At 52.2% G+C, this 25,859-nt stretch carries 24 protein-coding genes; 10 read left to right on the top strand and 14 right to left on the bottom strand.

Features of this window, described 5'->3' with window-relative positions; all coding sequences use genetic code 11:
• The first annotated feature begins 72 nt into the window (after positions 1-72).
• From metC to IBT54_RS25505, 5 genes are all read left to right on the top strand, one after another.
• Positions 73-1,224, top strand: coding sequence for a cystathionine beta-lyase (gene metC / locus IBT54_RS18725; protein WP_201252721.1), 1,152 nt, complete (start codon positions 73-75; stop codon positions 1,222-1,224).
• Positions 1,225-1,259: 35 nt separating this feature from the next.
• Positions 1,260-2,084 carry a transporter substrate-binding domain-containing protein gene (locus IBT54_RS18720; RefSeq protein ID WP_201252720.1) on the top strand — a complete coding sequence of 275 codons (825 nt, stop codon included), beginning with the start codon at positions 1,260-1,262 and terminating at the stop codon, positions 2,082-2,084.
• Complete coding sequence (locus IBT54_RS18715) at positions 2,084-2,734, top strand: amino acid ABC transporter permease (protein WP_201252719.1); 651 nt, start codon at positions 2,084-2,086, stop codon at positions 2,732-2,734. The genes IBT54_RS18720 and IBT54_RS18715 overlap by 1 nt, the downstream gene beginning before the upstream one ends.
• A complete protein-coding gene (locus IBT54_RS18710; RefSeq protein WP_201252718.1) occupies positions 2,731-3,495 on the top strand; it encodes an amino acid ABC transporter ATP-binding protein in 765 nt (254 codons plus the stop codon). The genes IBT54_RS18715 and IBT54_RS18710 overlap by 4 nt, the downstream gene beginning before the upstream one ends.
• Before the next feature lie 675 nt (positions 3,496-4,170).
• Positions 4,171-4,500: a hypothetical protein gene (locus IBT54_RS25505; protein ID WP_201252717.1), complete on the top strand. Its 330-nt coding sequence runs from the start codon at positions 4,171-4,173 to the stop codon at positions 4,498-4,500.
• A gap of 1,420 nt (positions 4,501-5,920) precedes the next feature.
• Here IBT54_RS25505 and IBT54_RS18700 read toward each other — a convergent pair.
• Positions 5,921-6,877, bottom strand: a complete 957-nt coding sequence (locus IBT54_RS18700; protein ID WP_201252716.1) for a ParB/RepB/Spo0J family plasmid partition protein — start codon at positions 6,875-6,877, stop codon at positions 5,921-5,923.
• Positions 6,877-8,043: a plasmid-partitioning protein SopA gene (gene sopA / locus IBT54_RS18695; protein ID WP_201252715.1), complete on the bottom strand. Its 1,167-nt coding sequence runs from the start codon at positions 8,041-8,043 to the stop codon at positions 6,877-6,879. Before sopA ends, IBT54_RS18700 begins: the two co-directional genes overlap by 1 nt.
• 505 nt (positions 8,044-8,548) lie before the next feature.
• Here sopA and IBT54_RS18690 point away from each other — a divergent pair.
• Positions 8,549-8,941: a hypothetical protein gene (locus tag IBT54_RS18690; RefSeq protein WP_201252714.1), complete on the top strand. Its 393-nt coding sequence runs from the start codon at positions 8,549-8,551 to the stop codon at positions 8,939-8,941.
• Between the two features lie 261 nt (positions 8,942-9,202).
• Here the strand turns inward: IBT54_RS18690 and IBT54_RS18685 are convergent, their stop codons facing one another.
• Positions 9,203-9,418: a hypothetical protein gene (locus IBT54_RS18685; protein WP_201252713.1), complete on the bottom strand. Its 216-nt coding sequence runs from the start codon at positions 9,416-9,418 to the stop codon at positions 9,203-9,205.
• Between the two features lie 1,588 nt (positions 9,419-11,006).
• On the opposite strand from IBT54_RS18685, the gene IBT54_RS18680 reads away from it, so the two are divergent.
• Positions 11,007-11,888: a RepB family plasmid replication initiator protein gene (locus tag IBT54_RS18680; RefSeq protein WP_236263495.1), complete on the top strand. Its 882-nt coding sequence runs from the start codon at positions 11,007-11,009 to the stop codon at positions 11,886-11,888.
• A gap of 746 nt (positions 11,889-12,634) precedes the next feature.
• Here IBT54_RS18680 and IBT54_RS18675 read toward each other — a convergent pair.
• The 7 genes from IBT54_RS18675 to IBT54_RS18645 all read right to left on the bottom strand — a co-directional run bounded on the left by IBT54_RS18675 (position 12,635) and on the right by IBT54_RS18645 (position 18,158).
• Positions 12,635-13,078 carry a cyclophilin-like fold protein gene (locus IBT54_RS18675; RefSeq protein ID WP_201252712.1) on the bottom strand — a complete coding sequence of 148 codons (444 nt, stop codon included), beginning with the start codon at positions 13,076-13,078 and terminating at the stop codon, positions 12,635-12,637.
• Between the two features lie 81 nt (positions 13,079-13,159).
• Entirely contained in the window at positions 13,160-14,197 is a 1,038-nt protein-coding gene (locus tag IBT54_RS18670) for an alpha/beta hydrolase (RefSeq protein WP_201252711.1), read from the bottom strand.
• A gap of 81 nt (positions 14,198-14,278) precedes the next feature.
• The gene (locus IBT54_RS18665) at positions 14,279-15,487 is read right to left on the bottom strand and encodes an arabinose transporter (RefSeq protein WP_201252710.1); all 1,209 of its coding nucleotides are present in this window, start codon (positions 15,485-15,487) and stop codon (positions 14,279-14,281) included.
• A gap of 1 nt (position 15,488) precedes the next feature.
• Entirely contained in the window at positions 15,489-16,049 is a 561-nt protein-coding gene (locus IBT54_RS18660) for a cytochrome P460 family protein (RefSeq protein WP_201252709.1), read from the bottom strand.
• Between the two features lie 88 nt (positions 16,050-16,137).
• Positions 16,138-16,875, bottom strand: a complete 738-nt coding sequence (locus tag IBT54_RS18655; protein ID WP_201252708.1) for an SDR family oxidoreductase — start codon at positions 16,873-16,875, stop codon at positions 16,138-16,140.
• Positions 16,876-16,909: 34 nt separating this feature from the next.
• Positions 16,910-17,689, bottom strand: coding sequence for a carboxymuconolactone decarboxylase family protein (locus tag IBT54_RS18650; RefSeq protein ID WP_370585152.1), 780 nt, complete (start codon positions 17,687-17,689; stop codon positions 16,910-16,912).
• Between the two features lie 10 nt (positions 17,690-17,699).
• The gene (locus tag IBT54_RS18645; protein ID WP_201252706.1) at positions 17,700-18,158 is read right to left on the bottom strand and encodes a cupin domain-containing protein; all 459 of its coding nucleotides are present in this window, start codon (positions 18,156-18,158) and stop codon (positions 17,700-17,702) included.
• A 588-nt stretch (positions 18,159-18,746) separates the two neighbouring features.
• Between IBT54_RS18645 and IBT54_RS18640 the strand changes: the two genes are divergently transcribed.
• The gene (locus IBT54_RS18640; RefSeq protein ID WP_201252705.1) at positions 18,747-19,655 is read left to right on the top strand and encodes a LysR family transcriptional regulator; all 909 of its coding nucleotides are present in this window, start codon (positions 18,747-18,749) and stop codon (positions 19,653-19,655) included.
• Between the two features lie 358 nt (positions 19,656-20,013).
• Here the strand turns inward: IBT54_RS18640 and IBT54_RS18635 are convergent, their stop codons facing one another.
• The 4 genes from IBT54_RS18635 to IBT54_RS18620 form a co-directional block, all read right to left on the bottom strand.
• A complete protein-coding gene (locus IBT54_RS18635; RefSeq protein ID WP_201252704.1) occupies positions 20,014-20,184 on the bottom strand; it encodes a DUF1289 domain-containing protein in 171 nt (56 codons plus the stop codon).
• A 90-nt stretch (positions 20,185-20,274) separates the two neighbouring features.
• On the bottom strand, positions 20,275-21,030 hold the full coding sequence (locus IBT54_RS18630; RefSeq protein ID WP_201252703.1) for an ABC transporter ATP-binding protein: 756 nt from the start codon (positions 21,028-21,030) through the stop codon (positions 20,275-20,277).
• Positions 21,027-22,061 carry an iron ABC transporter permease gene (locus IBT54_RS18625; RefSeq protein ID WP_201252702.1) on the bottom strand — a complete coding sequence of 345 codons (1,035 nt, stop codon included), beginning with the start codon at positions 22,059-22,061 and terminating at the stop codon, positions 21,027-21,029. Before IBT54_RS18625 ends, IBT54_RS18630 begins: the two co-directional genes overlap by 4 nt.
• Positions 22,051-23,073, bottom strand: a complete 1,023-nt coding sequence (locus IBT54_RS18620; RefSeq protein ID WP_201252701.1) for an ABC transporter substrate-binding protein — start codon at positions 23,071-23,073, stop codon at positions 22,051-22,053. The genes IBT54_RS18625 and IBT54_RS18620 overlap by 11 nt, the downstream gene beginning before the upstream one ends.
• 307 nt (positions 23,074-23,380) lie before the next feature.
• Between IBT54_RS18620 and IBT54_RS18615 the strand changes: the two genes are divergently transcribed.
• Complete coding sequence (locus IBT54_RS18615; RefSeq protein ID WP_201252700.1) at positions 23,381-24,730, top strand: GTP-binding protein; 1,350 nt, start codon at positions 23,381-23,383, stop codon at positions 24,728-24,730.
• A complete protein-coding gene (locus tag IBT54_RS18610) occupies positions 24,718-25,740 on the top strand; it encodes a hypothetical protein (RefSeq protein ID WP_201252699.1) in 1,023 nt (340 codons plus the stop codon). Before IBT54_RS18615 ends, IBT54_RS18610 begins: the two co-directional genes overlap by 13 nt.
• Positions 25,741-25,859 lie beyond the last annotated feature (119 nt).

Here is a 25,859-nt window from a genome sequence, read left to right as displayed (position 1 = left end):
TTCTGCTATTGCTGTAATCATACCCATCACACAGAATCGATGTCAGCACTAACACCAGTGGAAATTAAAAATATGCAATTTATCGACCCAGCTAACCAGAAATTCGCCAGCCTTTCTCCCGCCATATGGCGCGCCTCAACCGTGGTGTTTGACACCTTTGAAGAGTTTGCTGCCCGTAAAGAACGCCAGCCTGATGGCTATAGCTACGGCATTACCGGCACACCCACCGCGCGTGAACTTGAAAGGCGCGTGGCGGCGCTGGAAAATGCACAGCACTGCGTGGTGGTTCCCTCGGGACAGGCCGCGCTGATGGTTTCTGTAATGGCCTTTGTACGTGGCGGCGATCACCTGCTGATCTCTGACTCCTGCTACGGCGCGCTGAAGACCTTTGCTCGCAACTGGCTCAGTCAGATGGCTGTTGAGGTGGAATTTTATCCTCCCACCATTGATGGCGGCATTGAAGCCCTCATCCGGCCTAACACCCGTATGATCTGCATGGAAGCGCCCGGTACTGTGACGATGGAGATGCAGGATGTGGCGGCAGTCGTCAGTGTGGCCAAAAAGTATGGTGTGAAAACGATGCTGGATAACACCTGGGCCAGCCCACTCTATTTCCGTCCGCTCGATCACGGCGTGGATCTGTCTGTTGAAGCTGCCACCAAAATGTTTGGGGGGCATTCCGATTTGCTGATGGGCACCATCAGTCTCAATAACGCGGATGACTATGCCGTACTGCGTGAAACGCAGAGCATCATGGGGCTCAATACCAGCCCGGAAGACTGCTTCCTGGTCATGCGCGGGCTGGAAACTTTTGCCCTGCGACTGCAACACCAGAGTGCATCAACTCGAAAAGTCGCCGCCTGGCTTGCCGGGCAGCCGCAGATTCACAGCGTTTTGTTCCCGGTGCTTGAAAACGATCCTGGCCATGACGTATGGAAAAAGCAGTTTACCGGCAGCGGTTGCCTGTTCTCCTTTATTTTCCGTCCGGGTAAAGACGAAGCAATCAGTGCGTTCTTTAATGCACTCAATCACTTCCCGATCGGAGCCAGCTGGGGGGGCACACACAGCCTGATTGCTTATTACCCGGCCAGCCAGCAGCAGGCCAGAGCCTTCTCGCCCACCCAGGAAGCCATCATTCGTATCTCAATCGGGCTTGAAGACCCAGACTTACTCATTGCGGACCTTGAGCAGGCACTCCTTGCCTGGGAAAAGGCAGCCGGTTAGTTCTCTCACACAAGACGACAGACAAGGGTATAACAATGAAAACGCAACTCCGTTTGATGGTATTTGCGCTGGGTGCCGTACTTTCACTGAGCAATTTTTCCGCTTCTGCAGCTGACAACACGCTGGCTGAGCTACGTGCAAAAGGTGACATTCGCATTGCCAATACCCAGGCAAGCCCGCCCTGGAGCTTTATCAACGATCAGAACCAGCCTGATGGTTATGACGTGGCAATGGCAAAGGAGATTGCGAAGCGTATTGGTGTTCCACACATTACCTTTGTAGCGGACACCTTCAAGAACTTCGTCGAAGGACTAAAGACCGGAAAGTATGACCTTGTCATGAACGATCTGACGCCCACGCCGGAACGCGAGAAGCAGGTCGATTTCTCTGAACCCTACGGTGTAGAGGAGTTCCGTATCTTTGTTCTGGACAGCAACAAAGATATTCATGAGCAGGCTGATCTGGCCGGGAAAAAGGTAGGCGCCACAACGGGCACGACCAATGAATCCTGGTCACGCGAACATCTGACGAAATCAGATATTCTTGGCTATGAAAATGGCGGGCTGGTATTCAACGATCTCGTGACGGGCCGCATTGATGTTGTTATTTCCTCCTTCTTCGGCGGAGAAAAGTACCGCAAGGCTAATAACCTGCCGATTAAGGCAGTCGGCCAGCCACTGACCTTCCAGCTGTCTGCCGCTGCTATGCCCAAAGGCCACAGCAGCCTGAAAGAAGCCGTTGATAAAGCCATAAAAGATATGATTGCTGACGGCACCGTAATGAAATTGTCGCAAAAGTACATTGGCCCAGATTACCCGATGACGGCGGACATTGTAAAAGCTAAAGCAGAGGTTAAGTGATGTATGAGCTTTTCCTGCGTTCGTTGCCTCTGCTAAAACAGGCGATCCTCATGACGCTGGGGCTGGGCATTAGCGCCTTTGTACTTGGCAGCCTGCTGGGAATGGGCGTTGCGCTGATGCGCAACTCCGCACTCAGGGTGCTGAGAATTCTGGCATTTACCTACGTTTCGATTTTTCGCGGCACCCCGCTGCTGGTCCAGATTCTCCTGGTTTATTTTGGCCTGCCACGACTCGGTATCACGCTAGATCCGGTTCCTGCCGCGCTGACATCACTGACACTGTTCTCAGCGTCATATCTGAGCGAAAACTTTCGTTCAGGTATTAACAGCGTGGACAAAGGCCAGTGGGAAGCATGCAACTCTATGGGCATGGGGTACTGGACCAGCCTCCGACGTATTATCCTGCCTCAGGCATTTCGTATCGCCCTACCGCCATTAGGCAGTCGGTTGATAGCGCTGATGAAGGACACGTCACTGGCTTCAACCGTCACGGTCATGGAACTGACACGCGTGGCAGAACAGGTGGGGGCAACGACCTTCCGCTATATGGAAATGTTCCTGATGGTTGGATTTATTTACTGGGTCATCAACCAGATCCTGACCATTCTGCAAACCTGGCTTGAAGGCCGTCTGACGAGGCATATGCGATGAGTACATCTACGGTAAAAGTTTCCGTCAGAGCGCTGGCAAAGTCCTTCGACAAGCTTGAAGTGCTGCGCGATGTCAATCTGGAAGTCAGCAGTGGTGAGGTAGTGGTGATCCTGGGCCCTTCAGGTTCAGGCAAGACTACATTGCTTCGCTCGCTTAATTTTCTCGAGCAGCCTGACAGCGGCTCGATCAGGGTCTGCGATCAGCAAATTAATGTCAGAAGAGGCGTGGCACTGTCACGCCAGGATAAAACGGCTATTACCCAGCTGCGGCAGAAAACAGCGATGGTGTTTCAGTCATTTAATTTGTTCCCGCATAAAACGGCGCTGGAAAATGTGATTGAGGGTTTGATCAGCGTAAGAAAGATTGCCAAAGCAAAAGCGGAGGAACGCGGCATAGCGTTACTTAAACAAGTAGGGCTGCAGGAAAAAGCCGGAAGTTATCCGACGAAGCTTTCGGGCGGTCAGAAACAACGTGTCGCCATTGCACGGGGTCTTGCTATGGATCCCGAGGTGATCTTTTTTGACGAACCGACCTCAGCTCTCGACCCAGAACTCAGAGACGAGGTGTTGACCGTGATGCGGGATCTGGCTAAAGCCGGTATGACGATGATCGTCGTCACTCATGAACTGAGATTCGCACGCGAAGTCGCTGACCGGGTTGTTTTCATGGAAGGCGGTGTCGTGGTGGCAAATGAGACGCCGGCCGTTTTTTTCAGTGCAACATCAAATCCAAGAGTTCAGCAGTTTCTTTGTAAATACTAATAAAATTTATGTTGTTATTTTGGCCAGTTCATCTGGCCTCATTATTTTATAGCCAATGTGACACAAAGCTCCTTCACCCATTTCACTACGCACTTTTGTACACATCCACATCTTAAAAATTTAATTTAAAAAAGCCTTAATTCTTCTTTAGATTCTATTCTACATAAACCACTCAATAAGCATGCGGGTAATGTCCTGCTTTGAGGAGATAGCGCCCCGCCTTGAGGTATATTACGCGGATGAGGGGTTTTGTGATTACCGATGCATGTAGTTTGCGATCTCCTATGAAGATATTAGCCGCCAGATCCACGCCCACGTTCTCCAGTGTACCGGCCAGACAGTGGGATGTGGCTTGGCGTCTATCAAGACGCTTGTCAAATCAGCCCAGTGGGTCAGCAAAAAGTGGTCGCAGTTTCGTGGTGTGCTTGTACTCACGCCCGATAATCTTGGCCCGGATCCAGGTGATGCTATTCCGCCAGCCGCCAGAAGAAATCTAGGGACAGGCTTTAGGACAGGTAACCGGCTTAATCTGCCGGCATTAAACCACGCTCGATCTCGCGCGCACTTCCTCCAATTTCATTTGCAAAAACTTCAGCGTCGTGATGAAGCGTACCGTGCGTAAGCTTAACGGTGAATTTTACATCCAGATGGAAGATCTCCTCTAAACAGCAGATTATGGCCAGTCTTAGCCTTGTTGAACGGATAACGTCTTATGATGCAATGCGTCAGGCTATCTGTACCTACACAGAACGCGTGGGAAAAAAGCTGCGCAAAGACCGGCATTTCTGCCATCACGTTTCCATGTTTATACACACACTGCCTTTTGTTACCGAGCATTCCGGCTATGGTAATACGGCTTTTGTGCGGCTTCGTGTGGGCACGCAGGACACAAGGGATATTAGTGTTGCAACCGCCAGATCATTCGATACCATCGGGAAGCCCGGGCACCGTTATGCTAAAGCCGGTAATATGCTAAGTAAGTTAAGGCCGAACGATGTCGCGTAGTTAAACCTGTTTGACGAAGAGGCGCCACGTCTTGGCAATGAGGCTCTGATGAGTCTGATGGGTAAGATGAATTCTTCTGGCAGATATAACTTCGATTTTGCAAGAAAAGGCATTCAGCCAGAATGAAGAATGAAACGGGGCATGCTCAGCCAAACATTGAATACAAACTGGAAAGGAATTCCGATAGCAACAGTTTTATAAGTACAGAGTATATCGTAATCGCACATTCCCAGTTAATATTCAAACATCTGGATTAAATCATACCTTTAAGCCTTAATTCTTATTCTGGGACCACGGTTCCATAAGTGAATCTGACCGCAAGCGCATATAGCAATAGAGGCACTTCTGTCTGTGGAATCCTTGTAATGGAATATTGCCTGATCTGAATCTCAGGGATGAAATGGAGTGTATACATCCGCAGCCAAAGTGGCGGGTTATAACCAGGATGATGAGAACGCTGGGACCATGGTCCCAGTTATATAATTTTTCCGATTGTGCCATTAGTACCACAGTTATCTGTGGAATATAGTCTTAGCATCCATTTCGTTGAGAATCGGTACCAAGGTAAGCAGTATTTTTTAACTGGGACCATGGTCCCAGAAGTGAACCTCAATATAAATACATGGCCACCAAATGCATCTCAATCTGTGAATTCATGTACCGGAATGTGACCATACCTGACCCTGTGAGATGTTAAGAGTTGCCAGCGTCTGTAACCATAGTCGGTTATATATCGGCAGAGCTGATGACACTGGGACCAGGATCCCAGATAAGTACCTGAATGCACCTTAGATGCAAATAAGACTATCGCAGTTATGAGAATCATAATTGCAATACGCCTTTAGAAATGGAGTAGGCACCGGTACCTTAGTCCAACGTTAGAGTCTGTCCAGATGCCTAAGGTAACTGGCGTCAGTGAAGGCTGGTTCCGGTATTAAACCATGTGAAATGCTTGAGCCGAGTCCGTGATCCCGAATACAGGCCCAACTGCATACTCAGGAACGCAGAGAATATTGACGTGGAACCGTGGTCCCGCTTTAAACCTGATGAGATAACTTGAGCTGGGACCGCGGTCACAGAGACATAACTGACAGCAAACGCAGGGATGTCAGAGAAACTGGCGTCCGTGGATCCTGGGTCTGGTCACTAACTTACATGAATGTTCAGAACCAACGGAAAACTAAGAACCTGCTATGTAACTGTTGAGGCAATTATGGCTGGGACCACAGTTCCGTTTATGTGGCAGCCCCCGTGTCAGAAAATAACAAAGGCACCGCTTGGCAAGAGGATCAGCTTTTGCAGGAGAGACAGGTAGCTGGCTTATTGTTAAAAAGCACACTCAGATGTAAGCGAGCATCGCAATGTTAGGCAGCAAATAGGGGTGAGTGTAAGCTGGGACCATGGTCCCAGCCTAAGCGAATTAACAGTGATAGTTTGTCAGAAGGGCTTCTAACTGTGCAATAAGAGACTCAGGCACTTTAGTTCGGTCCAGACTGAAGAGCACTTTTTTACCTTTATATCGCGCAGATACACCCGGACCAAACTCTTTTTTTTCTGCGGGTTCGCGGGTAGGAGAGCTGCCTTTTGTCAGCGCCGCAGTGAGTTCCTGAATAATATCATCCGCGTCATAGAACAAACCGCTTTTACGGCTAGCTATCAAAGATTGCGTTTTTTCGGCTAACAACGCATGTTTACCTTCTGAGGCCCTGTATAGCTGTTCTCCTGCGCGGGCTGAAAGCTCACCTGGATGCGAAAAGAGCGAGATCACTTCATGAGGCAGCCTTGCCGTATTGACGCAGCGCGTAATGATTTTACGGGAAATTCCTTCCGCGTCAGCCAGAGCAGAGATGTTGTTTGCGAACTCCTTTTCAAGCCTCTGAGCGTAGCGGCGGCCCCGTTCGTAAGCGCTGGTGGGACGGTAATCGTTCCCGAGCTTACAGAGTGCATCCATCTGCTCATCATCAAGCTCGCCAACCAGTACGCGATAGTCAGACGAGGTCAGGATAGCCGCCATGCGCCGGCGGCTGCCGTCAGCAACTTCAATACTCTCCTTAATCTGGCGGCCGAATGCAGGGGTCTGCTGTCCGTTTAGCAGAAAGGAGGGGATGAGGTCATCGAGTGCGTCTTCAGTTAAAAACTCCTGAACGCGCTCATTGCCTGCCCAGACGCGGGTGGATTTATCAACCTCTTTGGCAGGCACGGTTTCAAGCGTGAATTTCACGTCACGACCGCACACTGGCAAGACGATTGTGTTTCCCTTCGCCATGCCGCCAACGCGTGCTATCAATGAATCCACCATCGGAGCGGCAGGTGCCGCGGCAGGTGCGACGGCAGCAGAAGAGGATGACGACTTTGGAATAATCGGTGCACGTTTCATCAGCGGATCTCCCAGCGAGGCTTGATAAGGCGGTCAAAGATTTCGTTGCAGACGGGCTCCCAGATGGCCAGCGCGTTGCGCCATGCACCGGTTGAGGAGCGCTGATCGATGGCCTGCTCAAATACCGTGCGCATCCTTATTTGCCCTTTACCCACCTCATCCGTTTCCCGCACAACATTTTTCAGCACCATGCCGCCCCAAGCGTCACGGATTTGTTCTTCCATCCACGGCGACTGCGAGCCGTTGTTATTGCTGTACTTAGTGAGAAGGATCCGGACGTCAGGCTCGAAACCCTGCAGGTCGACGTTTTTCAAAAGGTCACGGAGCATATCAAAGAATTGCAGGGCTGAGGTGTAGTCAAACAGCTCCGCCGGCGTCGGCACGATCAAAACGTCTGCCGCGCATACCACATTAATGGTACCTATGCCGAGGTTCGGAGCGCTGTCGATCACTACCACATCATAATCCTGCGCCACAGACTCGATGGCGAGCCTCAGCATCATATGCGGCTCGGTAGGCAGTTTACCCTCGTCGTAGCGGCCCATGAGTTCGGTTTCAATACGGTGCAGTGCCAAGCAGGACGGGATGATGTCCAAGCCGGGCCAGCAGGTAGGCCGAATGGCGTAAAAGGCATCGTCGCGCTCACCGAGGTAAAAAGGGAGCAGGGTATTGTCAGCGTGAATATGCAGGTCAGGTACCCAACCGTGATACATTGACGCTGTGCCCTGAGGATCGTTGCCTTCAACCAGCAGCACGCGCAGCCCTTTGAGCGCCAGATCCTGCGCCAAGTGCACCGAGACGGAAGTTTTGTAGACACCGCCTTTGTGAGCCGCGACGGCAATCACTGGAGGGATACTTTCATCGGGCCGCCGCAGGCGGGTCCCGAAAACATCCCTCATGTGATTGATTTGCTCTATGGTATAACCCACGCGCTGTTCCACGCGGCCGCGCATCTCCAGATCGGGGTAGGGCAGGCGTCCGGCCTTTTCCGCGTCGCGAATAGCCTGCGGTGACACCCCGATGAGATCCGCCGCTTCACCAACGCGCCATCTGCGGGTGATTTTGCGCGCTTCCGGGCTGTCATCATTAAACTGCGCCACGGCAATGGCGCGGGTCATCTCATGTCCGGCGGCAATGCACTGGTCTAGCGTATTCATCAGTCCCACAAACCTTCTCCATATTAACTTTGCACATAATCATTAAATCTTGATATTTAGTGCAAAGCAACACCAAATTTGCAAATCATACTAATTAATGCAAAGTATAAAAAATCATCGCCAATGTATGCTTCATACTTGAGGTACTAGACAACACTTAGGCGTCTGCGTAGCCTCTCCAGCGCGGTGCCGGCAGCCTCACGCGCTTTTGGCGAATCAGCTTGAAAATTGGGTCTTTTACGAGATTTAAAAAGATGGCATCGCACGCGGCAGGCCGCGGAAACGGCTATTGAACCTCAAACGTCGCTACGTGAAAATTAACGTATGAACAGCATTATTGCCCTGTAGAATTTACCAGAGCACGTCTGTGCGCTCACCTTCGTACCGTGTGTCGATTTTGCCACCACGGTGCGCTGCGGCGCATAGAAACTCGGTGGGTCAGATATCGTTTAACCTGCGAAGGTATAGCCACACCTGATTGAGCTTCATTTTCATCTTACTGCCCGGCAACACAATGATGATCTTGCTGACTCTGCTGCTGGCGAAGCATTTTGGCTATCAGTATGTGCAGCCGACTGATGAAAGCTTTGGCAGCTGTTTACGCTTGTGCCCATGCAGGACGCCATATGCAAAATGGAGGCGGGGGGAGGAGAACAAATGGGCACAGGCAAAACAGGATCGAGTGACGTTGTTACGCATACAAGCGGGTCCAGCGCACGGTGTTCCGGCAATGGCCCATCTTTCAATGATATCGTCACCATTTTATGACGGGAAATCATCTTTCCGCCGAACTTCTTTATCAGTCTCGGTCATGCTGGTGCTGATTATCATGCACTGTCCACAGACGCCTGAAATAACCGGTCAGGCCAATCCCCTCCGGTTGCGTCAATGCCACGAATTAACCTGAGAGCTCTGACACCTGCGCCGAGTGAAACTCCCCCGATGTCGTTCAGATGGCGGCTTACCGGCATCCGAAATGTTCCGCCACTGCGGCGGTGCGGAAGACAACCTTCATATCCTGTACGGGCGAACCTGGCATAGTCACCATCAGAAAATGACTGAGGGTATTCAACAGTGGGGTAACCGTTGCCTCCCAGTGCCGTGTGGCCTGTGGACGATGAAAGGTCAGTCGATGTCGGTACTGGCGGATGCGGAGGTGATTAAGTTTTCAGCTGCTGCCCGAAAGCTTAGCAACACGTGTGTTCAACAAGGCGGCGGATAATACCAGTCCAGCCTTCGCCGCATGCGGACCACAATCTTTGCCAACAAGCGTAAACGCCATTCTGATCACGTTCATCAGGGATCCTGCGTGGTTGCGAATGTTGGTAAGCGCATCGCTGCGTTTGTCAGCCATTTTCTCAAAACTGGCGGTGCGGATCTCCAAAGCTTTTTTGCTTGTCTCATTGTGCAGGGTAAATCGCGCCGCCAGCCATACACCACATCGGTAAGGTCGCCATCGGTGTGATGAAATCCTTAAGGTCCAGGACGTCTACAAATCCTCACTTTTGTTGATGGGGATCGCCGGCGTGACCACCGTGCCCCGTGCAATATGTTTTTCAAGCCGCGAGATTCTGATACTGAACCCGTCGTGGTAGTTCAGGTGCGTTTCTAGAAATTGTTCGCGCCGGAGATGGCTCCCCGAGGGTCCGCAGTTACCGACTTAGCATGACTGCGCGATATCTAAACTACCGCTGGCGTTCGTCATAATGGATATCCCCTGACATCGTTATTCGAGCTTCCCGAAGCCTGTCTGGTATGTCGTGCAGTAGCCTTTCTGTGGCGCGCAGAGTTTTCGTCAGGTAGACGGAGGATTATCCTGTTCCGAATCGATCGGGAGAACAAGCAGGGGCGTTGCAGGCCATAACTCAGCTATCCAAGAAGCTTCCTAACCGGGAGGCTGTGGTCACACTACGATGCTGCTGCCGTGGTGTGATGGACAATCCGACCAGTGCTGCGCTGAACATTTGTGAGAAACTCTTGAGCTTGTGAATCCATTTAGGGGAGAGCCTTCTTTATGTGGATGCCTAAGCTTAGATCCAGCACAGTGCGCGTTGCAGATATATTAATTTACATCTCGCTGTAACCTGTGCATTGTCCGCAAAGTATTGGCGCAAAGGAAGCAGCCTATTGGTGAGTACGAACTGTCAGCGGAGTGTTCGAACACGTACGTAAGAAGGTGCTGATCGTTACTGCGCAGCTGTGGATCCTGTATCAACGTAGCAGGTATATGTCCCTAAAGGCTTGGCAGTGTGCCCAGAATTATCGTTCTCTGGCTATTTATTTAGAATGAACGACTGAGGTCTGATTCCACAATATGCCCGGTCTAAGGACGCTATAATTGCAGGGAATTCCGTCCATTAAGGTCTGAAGCTGCTCAGGCGGCTGTGATGCAATTGTAAAGGAATCTGCAGGCTAAGCAGGTTGTTCTCGATTTAACAATGATGATGGCAACGCGGAGCCTTAATACCGGCCTGCCAGAAAGAAAAGATCACTTTTCGGCGTTTGTGAAAACGGGATCGTTTATCCGAATGTGATCAGGTAGTGGGAGCTGAATAATTCTAAGGATCGCAGTCGAGTGGCTGTTCGGCCTAAGAGAATGCTAGGCCGTGAAGTGTAAGGCGGAGCGTAATGCCGTAAGCCAAGAACACAGCTGGCTGGAAAGCGTTAGAAATCGATAATGCATCATCGGCTAAGATCGGTTTTCCACATATCCACCAGGTAGATCCAAATAATTATCCTAATTAGATCCTTATTAGATCCAAACAGATCCCTGTCGCTCGTAGGCCAGAGCTGGCGCGGCTTCCAGAGGTTTTGCATGTGTCGTAACATGCAAATTATGTGTCGCAGTATGCAAAACATGTGTGACAGCATGCCAAACATGTGTCATAACATGCAGTAACATGTGTCGCAGCATGTAAATTCCGAACGTTATTCACTGTAACGCGCCTGCTGTGTATAAAGAGGATAAATAATTGGCTGATAACAACTTTTTTCATGTTTCTTTACTGGCTTCTGCAGAAGATGAACAGAAAGTACTCACAGTCACCAGCGCTTCCTCAGTTCAGCCCGCGATCCTGCTGAGGCTCGGGGTTTTTGTCCCTAATTCACGCGCCTTGAAGAAAGGATCGGAACACATTATCGACGTTTCGGAACCTTTTTCCTCACTCGAATTTGCCCGAAAAGAGGGCTACAACGACATCCAGATTCGTGGCGAACGCCTTAATATTACATCAGATTTTAGCGTATGGATGGGGGTTATTGGCGCGTTCAGCAAGTATGGACGGGACAGCAACAACATTAAGTTGCCTTTTAAAGAGTTTGCACAGCTTTGTCAGTATGACTCCCGCCAGATCAATCACCGTCTGCGCGATCAAATCTTTAACTCGTTAGCCAAACTTGGTACCAAGGTGGTGCAGTTCAAACGTAGGGAAGGCAATGGTAAAATGTTTTTTACTCAGTTGCTTAAAACCGCACTGCTCGATCGAGATAAGGATACGGTCACGCTCGAGGCCGATGAAAGGCTCTGGGAGCTTTATGAAATCGATTACACTATACTTCTTCGTAAAAAACCTTATAACTATTTGAAAGGTAAAGAAGTTGCGCAAACGCTTTACACTTATATTGCAAGCTTACCTGATAATCCCGCCCCGATATCCTTCTCCCGTATTCGGGAGCGCCTACTGCTGACTTCCCCTGTACCTGAACAAAACCGCCTGATCAAGAATGCTCTCTTGGCAATGGAAAAGATCGGTTATATCGAATACAGCATCATCAAGAAGGGGAGGGAGTCCTTCCTGTTCATCAATAAAAGAAACAAAAAACTCAAAGAGTTATACGAAAATGATGTGTCGTAGCATGTAATCATATGTCGCGACATGATAACTACGAAAAGACTGATATAAGATGGGTCACAGCATGCGAGATCTATGTCACAGCATGCATACAGGCCGCATTTAACATGCTATGGCCCATGATTTGATCCTATTAGCATGCTGCGGCACATACTCAGTGAGTTCACATGCTGTGTCCCATCATTTAGCCACAGATGCATGTGGCCACACATGTTTTGCTTTCGCATACATGCTGTAACACACATTACTTAACTGTATATCATGTTACGACACATGTTGTTCCTGCTCTGCATACATCGACTACTTCACTAACAGCTCTTTTGCTTGCATGTTGTGACACATATTTTTTAAATGATCATGCTCTGACACATGCTCAGTCATTTTTTGCATGTTGCCACACATTTTTCGCTGAGCTTGTATGCCATCACAAATGCTATGCCCTGTGAATGCATGTTGTGGCACAGGATCTTGTTAATCAGGCAATATGCTCTGACACATGTTTAGTCTTCGAAGCTACATGCTGTGACACATATTTTTTGGCTACGTAATCTGCATGCTATGACACATGTCTATAAGATTAGGAGTTTTAAGTGTGCGCTTTTGCTCAAGGTTACTGGGTATGGCAGTAACTGAAAAAGCGACACATCAAAAGTCGTCGAAGTATCGAGCAGAATATCCATACCCGTTGATACATTTCCCTGTGTAAGGCGCGTAAAGCGCCTTTTTCAGAATTGTTTGATAGAAAAAAGCTACTGAGTTATATCTTTATCATCCAGCTCAAACCGCACGCTAATATCTCCCGTGTGTTTGAATATTCCCACGCCGGAATGGATGCGTCCGACCTTTTGCAGGTTGCTGATACGCTCGCCGTTTTGCTCGTACATGATCACAAAGCTGTGGCGAGGAGCCCAGTATACGATGTCGCCTACCTCATATCCGCTTGTCTGCGTTTCCGTAGCCGGCAGCGCGTCGGGGAAGCGATAACACATCTCACGGTGATATAAATCTTCCATGGGCAGGGTCAGCGGGAACCGGGAAATCAGCGCACGGGTTGTGGCGTTATCATAAAAAGTGGCGGTCATTGTATGATCGCCAGCGGTAATTTTTACTTTAATGCCCGCTGAGTCAGCCGCCACTGCAGCAAATGATGCAGCAGTAATGGAAGCCAGAACGAGCAGAGTGGGTTTAAACATAAAACCTCCGGTTTTATCTTCTGTATCTGTGAAAAACGACACCTGCGCAATGAGGTGTCGTCCCGGGTAGCACGCGATCGCTTAGCGGGTGCTGTTCAGATTTTTATCAAAGAATGAAATCAGCTTGTCCCAGGGGATCAGCTCGGTACGGTCATAAAGGTCGATGCGGTTGGCACCTTTGATTTCCACAAGTTCTTTAGGCTCAGCCGCCATCTTCCAGGCGGTCTCGGTATAAGTGCGGGACGGTGCCGCGTCGCCGACCACAAACAATACAGGCCGGGGAGAAATCGTCTCGATATCAATAAACGGATGGAAATTCATGAATCTGGCATAGGTGGCCGGCACGGTCCGGCGATCGTTTGAAGCGACTTTACCGCGCTCAGTCTGGTAAAAATCGTTCGACTCTTTACCTTCGATAAAGACAGGGTCATTCTGGCCGGGACCGTAAACAGGCTTACCGGTCGTAAAGGCCTGGTAACGCTGCTCAGCTGCTATGGCCAGATCTTTATTTCGCATTTCAGGCGTGCGCTCATGGTTCAGCCCGGTACGGAAATATTCACCCATATCGTACATAGCAACCGTCGCCAGCGCCTTGATGCGTGGATCAACCTTGGTTGCCGCAATGGCAAACCCGCCGCTGCCGCAAATGCCAATGACGCCAATTTTTTCCCGATCAACAAAGGTCCGGGTGCCCAGATAATCGACGGCTGCGCTGAAATTTTCCGCATAGACGTCCGGTAAAACTGCACCACGCGGCGTGCCTGCGCTTTCACCCCAGTAAGACTGGTCAAAGGAAAGGGTGACGAAGCCCGCTTCCGCCATTCTGGTCGCATACAGGTTGGCGGCCTGCTGCCTGACGGCGGCAAAAGGGTGCCCGACAATCAGCGCATCGTATTTTTTACCTTTCTCCATCTCTTTAGGCGTAAACAGCGTGCCGGTGACTTCCATACCGTAGGCATTTTTAAATTTCACGACCTCAGAATTAACCCTGTCGCTTTTATAAAAATTGTTCGCGCCATGGGACATATCTGCCGCCGAGGCCACGCTGATATTCATGCCCAGCGCGGCGCCCAGCAGCACAACGGCCGCGATTTTACTCACTGATGACACAAGCTTCATGTTAACTCCTTAACGCTCCAGAGGATGAATAAACGTGCAGTGCTCACTCCGGAGAGGGGCATGCCCCCGCCGGAAAATTTTTCAGGAAGCGTGCGCTTTCCTTAACGCCGAACGCCTGAGCAGCAGGACAGCCACAATGGCGGTGCTCAGCACGGCCAGCGCACCGGCCAGAAAGATATTGTCCAGCCCCAGATGGCCGCCCACCCAGCCAAATGCAGGGCTGCCGACGGCCATGGCCACATCAAGAAAGGCCGTGTAGATACCCATCACCATGCCCCGGCTTTGCGGCGTTGCGCCGCTGATGGCTTCAATACCCAGTCCCGGGTAAACCAGCGAATAGCCAAAGCCGGCAAACGCGGCCCCGGCGGAGGCCGTCAGCGGGGTTCTGGCGAACCACATCAGAAACAGGCCTGCTGCCTGAACCAGTACGAAGATGAGCGCGACGCGCGCCCCGCCGAAGCGGTCCGGCAGGTGACCGGCAAAGGTGCGGGCCACAATCAGGGCAATACCGAACGCAGTGAAGGCCATCCACACCGGCTGCCAGTGCATGGCGCTGTAGTAGAGCGAGCTGAACGCCAGGATGGTGCAGTAGCCCGTGCTGGCAAGCGCGGCGCCCAGGCCGGGTAACCATACCGCCTTCATGACCGCGCCAAACGAGGCGTGAGCGGCATGCGGGTGCGGGGCCACGGCGGGCATGCGTGACAGGTAAACCAGCACGAGCAGGGGCAGCAGCAGGGTTATCAGCGCAATGGCTTTGAAGCCAAATGCGCCGTAAAGCACTGTTCCTACCGGACCGCCAAGCGCCATGGCGGCAAACATAGCCGTCCCGACCCAGGCAATCACCTTTCCGGCATGTGCTTTGTCAACCAGCGCCAGCCCCCAGGCTACCCCACCGGTGATGATGAAACTTTCAGCTCCGCCCAGAATGGCCCGGCCCGCCAGCAGGATGCCGGCCGACAGGGCAGGTAAGCTGATCACCCAGAGTGACAACAGATAAAGCAGTCCGGCCGCCGCCGCGGCAATCAGCCCGGCAACGACGCCTTTTTTTGCCCCGCGTCGGTCAGAATAAGAGCCTGACCAGATGCGTGAGATGAGTGAGGCAGCAAACTGCGCGCCTGCCACTAATCCCACGATGAAGGTTCCATATCCCAGACCGTTTTCTACATGCAGGGGCAGAACGGGAAGCGCCACGCCAATAATAATAAAGCCGGCCAGCACGGCGGTGATGACCGGCATCAGGGTCATCAGTACCGAAGAACCGGCAGTGTCAGAAGAGTGGTTTACCGGCATATCAGTCTGCCTCCTTCATTCTGTCGTAACTGAAAACAAAATCATTGCCGGACTGCGAGGTATGGCAGGCGCGACACCGGTCGAGGTTTTCGCCTGACCTGACCGTGCGATCCGGATTGAACCACTGAAATTCCCAGTCGCCCGTGCGCAACTCTGCCGGATGCGCCTGCCCCCATCCCTTGCGTTTCTCCATGACCACGTACCGGTAAAGCTGATTGTTCCGGTAATCTTCCATGGTGATCACCGTACCTTCAGGCAGCGGTTCACCGCGACTGGCCGCCGTAATGGCATCCGGGGTAATGTACAGCTCCTCGCGCGTGTCGCCGCGTACGATGCTGGCGTAGTGCTTCCCCTGCGCGTATTCCGCCGGAAAATCTACTTTCTGCTCTGCAGCAGACGCGTTCGTTAACAGCAGTGCCGGGACAACGGCCGTCAGCGCTGCCACCTGTACAAGCCGCCGGCATATGCCGCCCTGCAGCCGCTCAGCATGGCCTTCCAGAGGAATATTCAGGCGTAAAGAAGCCCACAGGCTGCCGCAGCGGCCTGTTAATATTTTTGTCATGATATTTAGTCTCTGAACTTCCCGTCCGGGAAAATATGTCCGGCTGACGGGAGCTGTCTGACGCGCAGGCGCGCGCCAGACGGGATGATTAATAGAGCTGAACTGTCGGGCGGAACAGAATTTCGTTAACGTCCACCTCATCAGGCTGGCTGATGGCAAAGGCCACTACGCGGGCGAACGAGCTGGCAGGGATCGCATTCTCGTAGGTTTTTGCCATACCTTTCGCAATATCCTCATCCGTAATGGTGCCGGTCAGCTCGGTGTCTACCGCGCCAGGCGATACGATGGTCGTGCGGATATTCCAGGGCTTCACTTCCTGACGCAGGCCTTCCGAAATAGCCCGGACGGCCCATTTAGTGCCGGCATAGACCGCACCACCTGGACCTACCTTATGTCCGGCGACGGAAGAGACGTTGATTATCTGACCTGACTTCTGCTCCTTCATCTTCGGCAGCGCCGCCGCGATACCGTAAAGCACGCCCTTGATGTTGACGTCGATCATGCGATCCCATTCGTCAATTTTTAGCTTATCAAGCATAGAGCTCGGCATCAGGCCGGCATTGTTGATGAGTACGTCAATGCGGCCGTGCAGCTCGACCGCCCGGTCAACCAGCGCCTGAACCTGTGCGCGGTCCGTCACGTCGGTGCTCAGAACGGCACGGGCATCCAGCCCCAGCTCGGTGGCCAGACTTTCGAGCCGGTCCAGCCGGCGGGCCCCCAGCACTACTTTCGCGCCCTGGCCTGTCAGATGACGCGCCGTTTCGGCCCCAAGGCCACTGCTGGCACCGGTTATAACGACAATTTTATTTTCAATATTCTGAGACATAATGTTCTCCGGTACGGCAGCCTTCAGCTGGCCGCTACTTTGATTCACGTTGTTCAAAAACCGTTTTAAAGACCGGGGCGGCTGAAAAGGCATTTGGCCAGCCGGCATAGTAGGCAAGGTGACTGAGTGCCCCTGACGCCTGCGCCCGGGTCAGCCCGTTGTCCATCGCCCGGTTGAGATGCGGAGGGATCTGTTGATCCTGACCGTTCGCTATCAGCGCTGAAACGGTGATCAGGCTTCTGTCCCGTGGCGTCAGCCCCGGGCGCAGCCACAAATCCCGGAACAGCACGTCAGTGGTGTCTCTGACCAGGCCCGGTGCCGCCGTTCCGATGCTTTTATCCACCCGGGCCGCGCGCGCCGCTTCAGCCTTTTCATCGAGCGGCAAAAGCGGCGCTTCGGCACCGGGAAGCTGATCGGCCCTTATGCCTCTGGCGGCAAAGACCTCTTTTGCCACTGCCGTGGCGGCCACGGCATTGCCCCAGCCTGCATAGAACGCCAGATGTGTAATGGTCTCCGACAGCTCCGCCGGCGTGACGCCGTTATCCAGCGCCAGCTCAAGCTGCTCCGGCAAAAGAATGGTCTGGTTGCGGGCGATGACGGCGGCCACGGTGATCAGGCTCCGGTCTCTTGGCGACAGGTCAGAGCCCTTCCAGAGTTTGCTGACAAGCCGGGTGTCGGCATAGCGCTCCAGGGCGGGCGAAACCGCCTGCATATCCGCTGCTGACAGCGGTCCTCTCTGGGTGCCCGCATCAGCAATGGCTCCGCCGGAACCGAGCGTCAGCGCCAGCGCAGCAGCCGTTGATTTTTTCATCATTCCCTCCGGCTCACTTGTACTGCTCGTCAGTAACGGGCTCCTGCCACTCCACGTTGCTGCCGTCCACCATATACGTCATGGCCAGATGGCTCATCGGCGACGTGGCCGTCGCGCCGTGCCAGTGGCGTACCGTTGCCGGTATCCACACCACATCGCCCGGGCTGATTTCCTGGCGCGCCTTGCCTTCTTCCTGTACCCAGCCCTTTCCCGCAGTCACAATCAGCAGCTGTCCGGCCGGATGCGTGTGCCAGACGGTACGCGCGCCGGGCGCAAAATCCACCTGACCCAGGTTTGCCCGGGTGCTGTCGTTCGGCGGCAGCAGAGAGCTGATGACCGCCTGCCCCGTAAAGTTTTCCGCTTTGCCCGATACGGAAGGCGTCTGACCGTTGCGGCGAATTTCAATTTCATCGGCCGACACCTGCGCCGTGCCCAGTACAGCCATGGCGGCCGCAGCGATAATCGCTTTCATATTTCACCTCACTTTTTATTAGGTGTTAACAGACGGCTCCGGCGGGGGCCGGAGCCGGTCATCAGGTAAAGTCCACAACGAAACGGTAACGGGCGTCCTTTGTCTTGATGCGCTCAAATGCCCGATCAATCTGGTGCGGTTTAATCAGTTCAATATCTGCCACGATGTCGCGGCGTGCGCAGTAGTCGATAAATTCCTACGTTTTGGCCAAATTCATACCCGACGGGGTGCGAACAGTGGAACGCTCTGGCACCACTACGTGCTGGAAAAAACCGCCGTAGTTGGAGTAGACCACATATTAATCTGATGTATTGAACTTGAGCGTCCACCTCTTTACGCAGTACTGCTCAAGGTCATTCACGTAATTTTCGCATTCGTTTCAGGAGTTGATCATTCCTCGGTCCCGGCATTGTCCCCGGGCGGAAGGGGATAATCGTATTACCGGGCTATTAGCCGACAGATGCTAAACGGCTAATCTTATGCACCAGCTTGGTATCTGTTTATTTAATAAACACAGAGAGTATATCGGAGGACTTATTCAGTGATTAGAGGCTAAGATGAGATTGAAATTATAAGGAGAGCTTTTAAATGGCAGGTGATAACCTTAACGATCTCGCTGCATTCATGGTGGTAGCGAAAGAGCAGAACTTTACGCGTGCCGCCAAGCGTTTGGGCGTCTCTCAGTCGGCCCTGAGTCAGACGGTACGGGCACTGGAGGCGCAGCTCGGACTCAGGTTGTTGAATCGTACCACCCGGCGGGTCGTTCCAACCGAAGCCGGTGAACGACTGTTGTCCTCCGTGGGACCACGAATAGAAGAAATACAGCAGCAGCTGATAGTGTTGAGTGAGCTGCGCGACAAACCTGCTGGTACGATTCGCCTGACGTCCACGGAATATGCGGCGGAATCTGTGTTGTGGCCAGCCGTTGAACGACTTGTGAAAGAGTACCCGGATATCAAGGTCGAAATTATCACCGACTACGGCCTGATCGATATCGTAAAAGAGCGCTTTGACGCCGGCGTACGCCCGGGTGAAACCATTGCCAAGGACATGATTGCGGTCAGGGTAGGTCCTCCCATGCGCATGGCCGTAGCGGGGTCACCTGCTTATTTCAGCAGGAAGCCTGTGCCGGGAACGCCCCAACAGCTGACGGATCACTGCTGTATTAACCTGCGCTTGTCTGGGCATGGCGGACTCTACGCTTGGGAGTTTGAAAAGGATGGGCGGGAGTTGAGCGTGCGGGTTGATGGTCAACTGGTTTTTAATACCGGCAATATGATCCTTAGAGCCGCGCTGGCCGGGCGCGGACTCGCCTATCTACCGGAAGGACAACTTGAGCCTTATATTGACTCAGGGCAACTGATCCGGGTGCTTGAGGAGTGGTGTGAACCTTTTTCCGGATACCACCTTTATTATCCCAGTCACCGACAGCCTACGCCGGCATTTGCCCTGCTGGTTGACACCCTTCGCTATTCAAATCGTAAAATACCTACCTGAAAGGCCTGGTTTATTTTCGTCAGCATTGAGATATGCCGGCTGCTTTTCCTGATAACGCCCCTTGCTTGTGTTCACTCCAGGGGAGCTTAGGCATAGCTAGCGTCTGAGCATATGATAAAGCCCCCAGAGGACGAGGAAAGATGGATGTGCTAACGTTCATACAAAGCAATTGTGGTAATAGTGGCGCAGCGGTGTACGAAAAAGATGTACATAAACTCCACGATCGCACTGATCCTGCCAGCAGTAACGTGATTATTTTATAGATGCCGTAAAATAATCTCTGCCAGCCCCTGGCGGAGATTATTTATGGATAAATAATTTTCTTGCTGATTTTTTCAGGCTTATCTGCTTGGATTAATCAAGAAATAATCTTCAGGCGTACAGGAAGCGCTCGCTCAATCTCTTTACGATGATAAGGAGAAAGCTTACGCCATTCCCTTGCCTCTTTTAGCGTGCGCCCACACCCTTTACACCAGCCCTTTGAATTATCAAAGATACAAACATCAGTACAAGGGGATTTAACAGCCATAGTAGTTCCTCAAAAGTTCATTACAGACGGTCAATACACTGTCACGGATAAGCAGTGAGAAGAGAAAGAAGTCGAACCGAAAGAAGACGATTAAACATATTGTATGTTCATGGCACCATTACTCGGGTGGTTAACCAACGCATTTACTTTCCATGTGGAATGAATAAGCGCTGGCGTCAGGACTGCCTGTGGTGAACCTGTTGCAACGACTTTGCCTTGCTGAAGAACGACCAGATGCTGACAGTATCTGGCGGCCAGATTCAGGTCATGCAGCGCAATAACCACCGTCACAGGCAACGCAGTAATAAGCCGCATCAGTTCAAGCTGAAACTGAATATCAAGGTGATTTACAGGTTCATCCAGCAGAAGAACATCAGGTTTTTGCGCCAGCGCGCGTGCAATCTGACAGCGCTGCCGCTCACCGCCTGATAAATGTTGCCATGACCGGTTTGCCAGGTCGTTCAGTTGCATCAGCATCAGCGCTTCCTGTACGGCATGATTGTCTGTTTCCCGCCATCGACTGAATGCGCTGCGGTGCGGCGTGCGCCCCAGGCGCACAATATCAATGACGCTCAGTTCATTGTCAGCTTCTGCATGCTGCGGCACAAAGGCCAGTTTCCGGGCAAGGTGGCGGCGCGGAAACTGACAGAGCGCTGTACCGGTGATTTGAATACGATCGCTGGAAGCAGGAAACAAACCCGCCAGCGATCTGATCAAGGTTGACTTTCCGGAGCCGTTCGGCCCAAGTAGCCCAACAGTTTGCGCCTGCCCAACGCTAAAACAGATGTCTGACAGAATAGTCGTGTTTTGCAATGCAACATCCAGATGAGTAACCACAACACTCATATCGATTTCCCCCTGTTGCTGTAGAGGATAACGGCAAAAATCGGCGCGCCAACCAGAGCGGTAACCACGCCGACAGGCAATACCTGGTGTGTAATCAGTGTCCGGGACAGAAGATCGGCCAGGATCATGAAATGGCTACCGGCGATGAACGCTACGGGAATGCTAACCAGATGCCGGTGGCCCACCAGCATTCGCGTTATATGCGGAATGACCAGGCCAATAAAACCGACAGCGCCAATCGAGCTGACGATAACGGCGGTGACCAGTGCGGTGACCAGCAGCAGCACAATGCGAACAAAAAGCACGCGCGTGCCCAGGGTGGCCGATATCTCTACGCCAAAAGTAAAGGTATCCAGCGATCGGGCATGGCCGATGACCAGTAACAAACCCGCGAGGGAGACAAGGGAACACAATATGGCATCAGGCCAGCGTACGCCGCTGAGGCTACCCAGTAGCCAGAACATCACGCCGCGTGACTGTTCTGCATTCGCCGCTGTACTGACAATGTAAGACGTCAGTGCGTTAAACAACTGGGTGCCAGCAACGCCTGCGAGGATAATTCTCCCGGTATGATTCTGTATCCCGCCTGACAGCAGCAGGATCAGCCCAAATGCCAGGCAGGCGCCGGTAAACGCGCCGACGCCGACAGTAACAATGCCGCCGCCGACACCTAACAGCATGATACAGACGGCACCCGTCGACGCGCCGGCCGAAATACCAAGCAAATAAGGTTCAGCAAGCGGGTTACGCAAAACGGACTGCAGCACCAGTCCGCACAGCGCCAGCCCGCCACCGCTGCTGGCCGCCATCAATGCTCTGCTCATTCGATACTGCCAGACGACCCCCGACTCAACAGGAGAGAGGTCATAATGTGTCAGGCCCAACCCGTTTGCGATTGCCTGAGCGGTGACGGCGAAAGAAACGGGCATGTCGCCTGTTGAAGACGCTAAAACCATCATGACAGGCAGACTGAGCAATCCCACCAAAACCACCACTGTTGTCTGCGCAGGTGAAGGTGCCTTATTTGCCATGTTCGTTTTTGTATGCTGAAAGTTGTTTGCCAATCAGCTCTACTGCATCAACGTTACGCAGTGAAGGATTGAGAGACATTGCCGGAACGACGATGATGTGACCTTGTCTGACCGCATTAATTTCACGCGTAACGGGATCATTCTGGAGAAAGGCTTTTTTTACTGATGCGTCATCAGCAGGATAAAGTCGTCTGTCCATACTCGCTATGACGATAACGTCGGGCTGAGACTGGGCAATATGCTCCCACGTTACCGCAGGCCATTCTTCTGAAGAGTTAATAATATTCTTCAGCCCGAGCGTTTTGCTTATCCAGCCAGGTGCCCCATCATTGCCCGCTACCCAGGGGTCACCTTTCAGTCGGGTGCTGGAAAACCAGTAAACGACTTTCAGGGGATGTGATGTCTGCGCATTTGCCTGCTGCCGGGCGTGGGCAATACGATCCGCCAGGCTTTTTTTGAGCGCTTCTCCACGGTCGGCGACATCGAAAATTTGTGACAGCTGCGTAATCTCATCCATGATGGAGTCCAGCGTATAAGGCGTGGTACGGGCGCCATCGCTGTTAGATGTCGTGGTAACGGCCTTGCCTGTGCAATCAGCAGGCGATATCCACGTTCTGATGCCCAGTTGCTCGAATTGTTCACGAGTGGCCACTTCGCCTTGTGGACCGACATGCCAGCTGTACTGAGCCAGCACCAGTTCTGGCTTTTGGGCAGCAACCGCTTCAAATCCCGGAGAGTTGTCCGCCAGACGTTTCAGGCCAGCGCCTTTGTTTTCAAGTTCAGGTGGAAGCTTACCGAACCAGACCGAGGTACCGGCAATCGTTTTTTCCAGCCCCAGCGCCAGTAAAAGTTCAGTTTCATGTTGCCCTATCGTGACGACGCGAGCAGGCGGCTGCCTGAATGTTTCAGAAGCGCCGCAGTTCTCAACGGTCAATGGATAAGTAGTCGCAATAGCTGTTGTGCACGAGAGGGCCATGATTGCCGAGGCAAGCATTTTAACGGTAAAGTTCATCTTTTTCTGCCATGGTAACGTTATAACATAACATTTTCCGGTATTCGTCTGGCTTTTGTCAATCCCAGGATTTACTCATCTAAGACGTTCTTACACAGGAATTTCTGTCTGTTGTGCAAGCAGGGCCGGTTTCAGAGGGTTCCTGTTACTGCTTTGACTAATGACCATTTTGGCAGAGAGTCAGGGTCTGATAGTCTTTAGTTATGTTATAACGTAATAATGAAAAGGCTGGTGTGCTTGAGTTTTAGCAAACCGGTGGCTTCTCAGACTTAAGTTTCAAAGCGGTAGTTACTATTTCGGAGCACTTATGAGTCAAGATAATCGTATCCCGGTCACGGTCCTGACCGGCTTTTTAGGATCAGGAAAAACCACGCTGCTTAATCACATACTCAGTAAACAGCATGGACTTCGCATCGCCGTCATTGAAAATGAGTTTGGTGAAATCGGCATTGATGATGCGCTAGTTATCAACGCTGATGAAGAAGTCTTTGAGATGAACAATGGCTGCATATGCTGCACGGTGCGTGGCGATCTGATCCGCATCCTCGGGAGCCTTATGCGCCGACGCGATAAGTTTGACCGTATTCTGATCGAAACAACGGGCATGGCCGATCCTGGCCCGGTATCACAAACGTTTTTTGTAGACGATGAGATCAACGCGGCAATGCGGCTTGATGGCATCATTACGGTCGTCGATGCTCATCATGTAGAGAAGCACATCGACAGCAGTGAAGAGGTGCGAGAGCAAATCGCCTTTGCCGATGTCATTTTGCTTAATAAAACCGATCTGACGGATACCGAAAAGCTGAACGCACTTGAGAGCAGATTACGCGGCATGAATGCGCTGGCCAGAATAGACCGTACCGTCAACGCAGAAATCGATATTCCAGCGGTTCTGAACATTGGCGGGTTTGATTTGAACCGCATCCTTGAAGAGCGTCCGCGCTTTCTGGAACCTGAATATCCCTTTGAATGGGCAGGCATTTATTCTCTTGATGCCGGTTTGTACGAACTGCATTATTCAGAAGGGCCAGATCCTCATATTGATGTTTTATTTATGCGTGTCCCTGACAGCAGCGCTGCAACACTGGCTGATTTCACAGCAAAGGCAGATTTGACGTTTCACGCAGAAGAGCGTTCTGCTCTTACGGCTGGTCCTCTCCAGGCTTCAAAACAGCTTCTGAGCTTACCGGTTCCAGAGCAGAGGTCTTTTTCCTTTACCGTTGAGATAGAAGAAGCGGGATTTTATGCGCTGGCAACTGAGCATATGCCTGACGAGTTTGATCTTTCCCTTCGGCGCAACGGGACCATTTTGTCGCCCAGTATCTGCCGCGCCTATAGTGCCGCGCACAGCCATGATGATGAGATTACCTCCGTAGGTATTACGCTGGAAGGAGAGCTGTCCGAGGCAAAATTCAGCCAGTGGCTGCGCATGCTGTTATCAATACAGGGCGAAAATATATTTCGCTCCAAGGGCATTCTCAACATTGCCGGCCAGCAGAACCGAGTGGTATTCCAGGGCGTTCATATGCTGATGGATTTCCATATGGATCGCGCATGGCAGGTGAATGAGCCACGTCAAAGTGAAATTGTGTTTATCGGCCGCGGGCTTGATCGACAGGCGCTCACTGAAGGTGTGAATGCATGTCGTATTTAACGCAGGCAGGATCGGGCTATGTGCCGGTGTGGTCTGTCACTGAAGGCGAGTATGTTAATCAGCTGGTGTTCTCCCCTGACGGCAGGCACCTGGCCACTGCCTGTGCAGACGGTAGCGTTGCGGTATACAGCTGGCCTGAAGGCAAACGTCTGTGGCGGGAAGAGGTGCACGGACTGGGTGCCAGCGCGCTTGCCTGGTCGCATGACAATGTCATGCTGGCAAGCGGCGGGCAGGACAGCCGCATCATCATCTGGTCAGGGACGACTGGCGACAAAATGCATACGCTGACGGGTGGAAAAGGATGGGTAGAAAAGCTTGTCTGGTCTTCCCGACATGTTCTTGCAGGCATCACGGGCAAAGAGCTCAAACTCTGGGACAATGAGGGCAATCTCGTCAGTGATTTTGCGGCCGCTGAAAGCACGCTGACCGGGGTTGAATGGCAGGATGATGGCAGTCTGCTGACAAGCGCCTATGGACAGGTAGCGAGGTGGTATCCTACCAAAAGCAAGCCGGTAAAAACCTATGAGTGGAAAGGTTCGCTCTTAAGTCTTGCTGTCCGCCCCGATGGCTCCATCATCGCTGCAGGCAGTCAGGAGGGTGCCATTCATCTCTGGCGGCTCAAAAAAGGCAACGAGTTTCAGATGGGAGGTTACGACGGTAAAGTCCGGCTGATAGACTGGAGCCGTAATGGGCGCTATTTCTATACGGCGGGTGGCGCAGCGCTCGTTATCTGGGACTGTAAGGGAAAAGGCCCTGAGGGAACCCGGCCTGATTACCAGCTTTGCCATGACGGAAACATCACCGCGCTTGCCGCGCATCCACAACAGCCGGTGGTGGCCTCCGGGGCAGAGGATGGGAGCCTGTTTATCTATGACGCTTCCCGGCAGAACGCGCTGGCAGCCGTGCAAGGCGACGCTGCGATAAGCAGTATTGCGTGGCATCCCGTTGAGCCAGTGATCGCCGCAGGCACAGTTGATGGAGGAGTACATTTGTTGAAGATAACCATGTAAATTTCTCTGTCTGTATAACGGCAGGTGTTTTAAACCTGATGAATTGAACACCCGTCAAAGGGTAAAAGCAGGGCAGAGATAAGCACATATCACCGCCCGCTTTACCATTTTAGATGTGG

The sequence above is a fragment of the Pantoea sp. S62 genome (assembly GCF_016658625.1).
Classification (GTDB): Bacteria; Pseudomonadota; Gammaproteobacteria; order Enterobacterales; family Enterobacteriaceae; genus Pantoea; species Pantoea vagans.
This window is presented reverse-complemented; position numbering and strand designations above follow the sequence as displayed.